Genomic DNA, 4917 nt, shown 5'->3' with positions numbered 1-4917 from the left:
ACTTTGCCAAGCTGCTGCGGTGGGCAGCCGCTTTTTTGCGTCTAATTTTCCAATGGCTTTCTAATTATCAAAGAACCATCTCTTACGGTGACGCTTTATCAAAATAGACTTTTTCAGAACCGACTAAGAAGAGTCGCGAGGACCTGAGTTGGCTGGTTAAAAACCGTCACAAGCACCCAGGGCGCAAATGTCAAAAATATCTGCTTTCTGGTGCCGTACAGAATTGAAAGCCAGTAGTAGAGACGATATTCTTTGTGGAGTTTGAGATGGAGTTTCGGTCTGTGAGCTTCTCCCGGATGCATGGAGAAAATAATTGCACCACCGGCAAGATAAAACAGGGCGGCCAAAAGAAAAGCCTGTTGGAAATTGAATTCAAAGTATTTGAAACAGAGTACGATGGCAAAGCTGCCCACAATCATGCTGGTATTGCGAATTGCGTTAAGCTGGCCCAGGCGCTTGCCGGTTTTACCCTCCCGGGCAAGCTCCATTCCTATGCTTGTGCTTAACGGCAAAAAAAGATGCTGCCCGAGACTCAGAATAAACAGCCAGGCAAACATCCAGTGAAAGGTAAAAGAGAAGAAGGCCATTAAAATGAGACCAGAGGCCCCAAGCACGCTGGCTATCACTGCAAGCCTGCGACTTCTTACAAAAAACAGCGCTGCAGAGACAAAAATGATCAAGAATCCAGGCAATTCTCTGGGCAGCTCCAAAAACGTCCGCTGAAGACTGTCAAGATGAAATGTCGCGTCAAGATAGTTATTAAAAACTGAATTGACGACACTCTCTGCAAAACCGAACATGGCGACAGTTGAAATAAAAAGAAGCATGTCACGGTGGAATCGAGAATTGAAAATACGCTTTTTGGGTTTCATTCACTGTTGTCCGGAGTCATGTGGTTGCTGCCACCTAACATATTATCGATAAAGCTTGACAGGAAAAATCGGCCGTAACGGCCTTGCGAACCACCTTTCCAGGCCGTTGGCGGCCCGGGGGGCGCTGGTGAAAAGCACGTCATAACCGGTACGGATGGCGCAACGGTCGAGAACCTGGGCGATGTGGCTTTTACCCCTCCCCCGGGACGGACGATCAGAGCATCGACCTTTCAGAACGACGGAAAAGCGCACCGCTCCCCTGAAGTCACGGCAGTAAAAAACCCGCTATTTTTAGCGGGTTTTGGACTCCGATGGACATCATCGGATTATGTTCTGGTGGAGATGAGGGGGCTCGAACCCCTGACCTCGGCATTGCGAACGCCGCGCTCTCCCAGTTGAGCTACATCCCCGGAAAAATAAGGACCATGAACGCTCCCTCGCATGCCATGACCCGGGAAAAACGATGGGAACATACCTGAAGGACCGATGAAATGTCAAGCATTTGTTCAGCTACGAATTGACATTTTCATCAAAAAACAGTACGAGGCTGTATAAAATCCATACCGCATGACATGGAAGCGGCCCGTCGGCGAAAAAGCGATCATGAAAAAAAAACCCTCCAGGAAAAAACAACCCTTACGGACAATCGAAAAGGAGATTGCCGATCGTACCGGCCGACACAACCTCTTCCTGGCGGGCATTCTTCTTCTCGCCCTGACGGTGAGGCTCATCGCCCTGGCCGATTTATCGGAAACGCCCTATTTCAGCTTCATCCTCTGGGATGAGAGCGTGTACCATGAGTGGGCCAAAAAGATCGCCGAGGGCACCTTCTCCTCCCGGTCGGTCTATGAATTCGCGCCTCTTTTTGCCTATATCATGGCGTTTTTGTATAAAATCTTCTCGGCCGACCTGATCTATGTCAGGGTCATGAACATCATTCTGGGCACCGCAACATGCTGGCTCGTTTACCTGATCGGAACAGCCCTGGCCGACCGGAAAACGGGCCTCTGGGCCGGGCTGGTCGCCGCCCTCTACGGTCCCCTCATCCTTTACAGCGTCGTCCCCCTCAAGGAGGCTCTGTCGGCTTTCTGTTTCGCCTGGGTCCTGTACGCTTTTCTCGATTTGATGGATACCCTCGCCGGGGCAAGGGAGACCCCTGGAACGGACGGCGCAACCATGACAAGGCGTCTGTCCGTTGCCGCGGTTTCGCTTGGCCTTGCCACGGGCCTTTTAATCAATGCGAGGCCCAACGCGCTGGTGATCGTTCCCATTCTTTTCCTGCTGCCCCTCTGGCACATCTATCGGGACCGTTTCCCGCCCGGGCGGGTCGCAGCGGCTCTGTCCCTGGTCCTGCTGGGAACGGCCCTTACCCTGTCCCCGTTCATGATCCGCAACGGCCTGGTTGCGGGAAAGGTCGCCCTGACCACCTCCCAGGGCGGTTTCAACCTCTACCTCGGAAACAACCCGGCCAACCCGGACCCCTACTATCGCCCCGTTCCCTTTGCCACATCGTCACCTTTCGAACAGGGCATCCAGTTTACCATCGAAGCAAGCCGCCGGGCCGGGAAAACCCTGACCTCCGAAGAGGCGTCCCGCTACTGGACGAGAGAGACCTTGAGGGAGGCGGCAAACCAGCCGGACGTGTTTCTGTGGAAGCTGTGGCGCAAGACCCTCGTCATGGTCCACCGTTTCGAGGCGTGCGACCACTACGACATCGGCTTTCTGGGACAGTTCGTGAAAACGTTCGGGATACCCTTCGTCGGTTTCTGGCTGATATTTCCCCCGGCCATGGTCGCTTTGATCACCGGACTCAGGCGCGACAGGAAACAAAGGGCCGTCTTTCTCATTCTGGCCGCCTACGCCTCGACAATGGTTCTGTTCTTCTCAAACGGGCGATACCGCCTGCCCTTTGCGACCCTCCTCATCCCCTTCGCCGTAATGGGGGCCATGCAGATTGTCGAAGCGATCCAAAAGAGGAACTCTCGCCGGAGCGCCGCGTTGATTGCTCTTGCCCTTTTTTTTCTCGTCCTTGGAAATCTGCCCGTCCGGGGAACGGACGATAAAACGGCCTACTACAACACGCACGCCATTGTCATGAACTCCGTGGGGGGAGGCAGAGAAGCCCTGGAGTACTGGCGGTTATCGTCGGACATGAACAAGCCCTTTTCCGCTTTCGCCAATACGGCCCTGGCGACGCACTATTTCATGAAAAGAAATTTCAGACAAGGTTACGCTTATCTCAATAAAATCGGGGATGACTCTTTCGCCGCGGCCAGGAAATTCGACATGATCGGCGATGTCCTGTGGTCCCAGCGGAATTATACGGAGGCGGCCCGGAACTACGAAAAATCACTGGAGATCAACTCCGGCCAGACAATGGTTCTGGCAAAGCTGATCGGTCTCTATGAAAAACGGGACCCGGCTCGTGCGGACCGTTACAGGGAACGCCTGAAATACGTCTCTTCCTTTTATGATTTGATGTAGGACCGGTGTTTATCGCCAGGGACACAAGCGTCTCCCTTCCTTGCGGCGGCCGCCTGGCGGGTCCGCCTCGTCACCTGTTTACGAGCGGCATGGAACGGCCGTGTTCTGAACGACGTGGAGGAAATGAAATGAGCGAGGGTCCACGGATTCTTCTGTTTACCGGCGACGGCAAGGGCAAGACGACCGCCGCCCTAGGTATGGCCCTGCGGGCGGTGGGGCACGGTCTGCGTGTTTTCATCGTTCAGTTCATCAAGAACGATCCCCGGACAGGGGAAAGGCAGGCCCTCCAGCTTTTTCCGCATGTGGAATTTCATCAGGCGGGACTCGGATTCGTCCCGACCGGAGCGGACGACAGGCAAGCCCTGGCGGCGCATCAAAGGGCCGCCGAAGACGGTTTGAAAAGGGTCGGGGAACGGCTGCGTAACGGCGCCTGCGATCTCGTGATCCTCGATGAAATCTGCACGGCCTGCGCGCTTGGCCTGGTTTCGGAAACAGAGGTCTTGGAATTGCTTTTCAATTCCCCTCCCGGCCTGACCTGGGTCCTGACGGGACGGGACGCCCCGGAGTCCTTCGCCGCCATGGCCGACACGGTCACGGTCATGGTCTGCCAAAAACACGGCTTCGACACGAAAATGAGAGCGAAACGGGGGGTGGAGTTCTGATTGAATGAACGGCATCGGCCCGGCCCCGGAGCGGGGAATCGAGGGGGCCAGAGCATTCAGATTATCATAACCCTGCATCAGCCTCTATAACGTGTTTCGCAAGGCGGTTGACAGGGGCAAATGGGGCTCATCGAACAAATTGAAATCGATAATTAAGTACTGGAGAGGGCCCTCGAATTGGCGGTGCCGGCAGGCTTCATAGCTCTGTTGAGAGCATCGCGCAACAGGCGCCCGCGGTTGAGATAGTCAACTACTCGCGGGAAGTTGTCTTCCGCAACCCGGTACGCGGTTAACAATTCATTCAAGCCGAGGCCGCTTCGCGTCACGGCTTAATTCAGGCGTTAGAAGGACTCCGCGTTGCGGAGCAAGTATTAAATAAAACGTTCTGGATTAACCATATTCGGAGCGTTTTATATAATTAGCGGTAAAATAAAGGAGGCCTATTATGGCAAACAAGATTGAGCTACCAAGAACATGGGGATGGGATGGAAGAAAACTAAAGCCGAAAAGTGGAGCAAACTCTTCAAACACATGGGTATTTGATGGTAAAAAATTTAAGCCATATTCTGGATCTAATTCTTCAAATACTTGGACATATGACGGGAAGACCATTAAACCCTATTCAGGAGCTAACTCTTCTAATAAATGGGAAGTAACCGCCACTAAAGTTAAACCTTACTCAGGGGCAAATTCTTCAAACACTTATGATAGAAACAATCAACCTATTGCTGTAATTATTGGTAAGATTATTGGGTTATATTGAAAAAAAGAGACAGAAGAGGCTCACATTGCTACAGCTCGCCGAGAGGATCAGGAACGTATCGGAGGCATGCCGTTGTCACAACGTGTCCCGGAGCCAGTTTTACGAGTACAAGCGGGCCTTTCAGGAGCATGGTTTT

5 protein-coding genes and 1 tRNA gene are annotated in these 4917 nt (G+C 53.2%); 4 read left to right on the top strand and 2 right to left on the bottom strand.

Features of this window, described 5'->3' with window-relative positions; all coding sequences use genetic code 11:
• Positions 1-113 precede the first annotated feature (113 nt).
• Together GX147_01380 and GX147_01375 are read right to left on the bottom strand one after the other, a co-directional pair.
• A complete protein-coding gene (locus GX147_01380; protein NLN59361.1) occupies positions 114-872 on the bottom strand; it encodes an MFS transporter in 759 nt (252 codons plus the stop codon).
• Between the two features lie 334 nt (positions 873-1206).
• Positions 1207-1282 (bottom strand) — tRNA-Ala (locus GX147_01375).
• Positions 1283-1475: 193 nt separating this feature from the next.
• On the opposite strand from GX147_01375, the gene GX147_01370 reads away from it, so the two are divergent.
• The 4 genes from GX147_01370 to GX147_01355 all read left to right on the top strand — a co-directional run.
• A complete protein-coding gene (locus GX147_01370; protein ID NLN59360.1) occupies positions 1476-3356 on the top strand; it encodes a hypothetical protein in 1881 nt (626 codons plus the stop codon).
• Positions 3357-3484: 128 nt separating this feature from the next.
• Positions 3485-4018: a cob(I)yrinic acid a,c-diamide adenosyltransferase gene (locus tag GX147_01365; GenBank protein NLN59359.1), complete on the top strand. Its 534-nt coding sequence runs from the start codon at positions 3485-3487 to the stop codon at positions 4016-4018.
• Positions 4019-4463: 445 nt separating this feature from the next.
• A complete protein-coding gene (locus tag GX147_01360) occupies positions 4464-4781 on the top strand; it encodes a hypothetical protein (protein ID NLN59358.1) in 318 nt (105 codons plus the stop codon).
• 25 nt (positions 4782-4806) lie between these two features.
• A partial coding sequence (locus tag GX147_01355) for a helix-turn-helix domain-containing protein (protein NLN59357.1) occupies positions 4807-4917 on the top strand: 111 nt, incomplete at its 3' end.

Source organism: Deltaproteobacteria bacterium (assembly GCA_012522415.1).
Taxonomy (GTDB): domain Bacteria; phylum Desulfobacterota; class Syntrophia; order Syntrophales; family JAAYKM01; genus JAAYKM01.
This window is presented reverse-complemented; position numbering and strand designations above follow the sequence as displayed.

Bases quoted from the DNA above. Each gene is read 5' to 3' on its own strand.
- GX147_01380 (NLN59361.1), bottom strand. From the start codon at position 872: ATGAAACCCAAAAAGCGTATTTTCAATTCTCGATTCCACCGTGACATG.
- GX147_01370 (NLN59360.1), top strand. From the start codon at position 1,476: ATGAAAAAAAAACCCTCCAGGAAAAAACAACCCTTACGGACAATCGAA.
- GX147_01365 (NLN59359.1), top strand. From the start codon at position 3,485: ATGAGCGAGGGTCCACGGATTCTTCTGTTTACCGGCGACGGCAAGGGC.
- GX147_01360 (NLN59358.1), top strand. From the start codon at position 4,464: ATGGCAAACAAGATTGAGCTACCAAGAACATGGGGATGGGATGGAAGA.